The following is a 238-nucleotide window of genomic DNA, read 5'->3' as shown; positions in this document are numbered from 1 at the left end:
CGTTCGGCCCCCTCGCCCCACTGTTCCGTTTTAAAGATGAAGCCGATGTGATTGCGCAAGCCAATGACACCGAGTTTGGCCTTGCCGCCTATTTCTACGCCCGTGATTTAAGCCGCGTCTTCCGCGTGGGCGAAGCGCTGGAGTACGGCATCGTCGGCATCAATACCGGCATCATTTCCAATGAAGTGGCCCCGTTCGGCGGCATTAAAGCCTCGGGTCTGGGTCGTGAAGGTTCGAA

The 238-nt window shown here is 57.6% G+C and carries 1 protein-coding gene; it reads left to right on the top strand.

The window, feature by feature from the left end:
• Positions 1–238: aldehyde dehydrogenase family protein (locus SB756_RS34990; protein ID WP_410913870.1), on the top strand; the 238-nt coding region annotated here is incomplete at both ends.

Origin of the sequence: Pseudomonas sp. SIMBA_068 (genome assembly GCF_046534705.1) — a bacterium.
In the GTDB taxonomy this organism is placed as follows: Bacteria; Pseudomonadota; Gammaproteobacteria; order Pseudomonadales; family Pseudomonadaceae; genus Aquipseudomonas; species Aquipseudomonas putida.
This window is presented reverse-complemented; position numbering and strand designations above follow the sequence as displayed.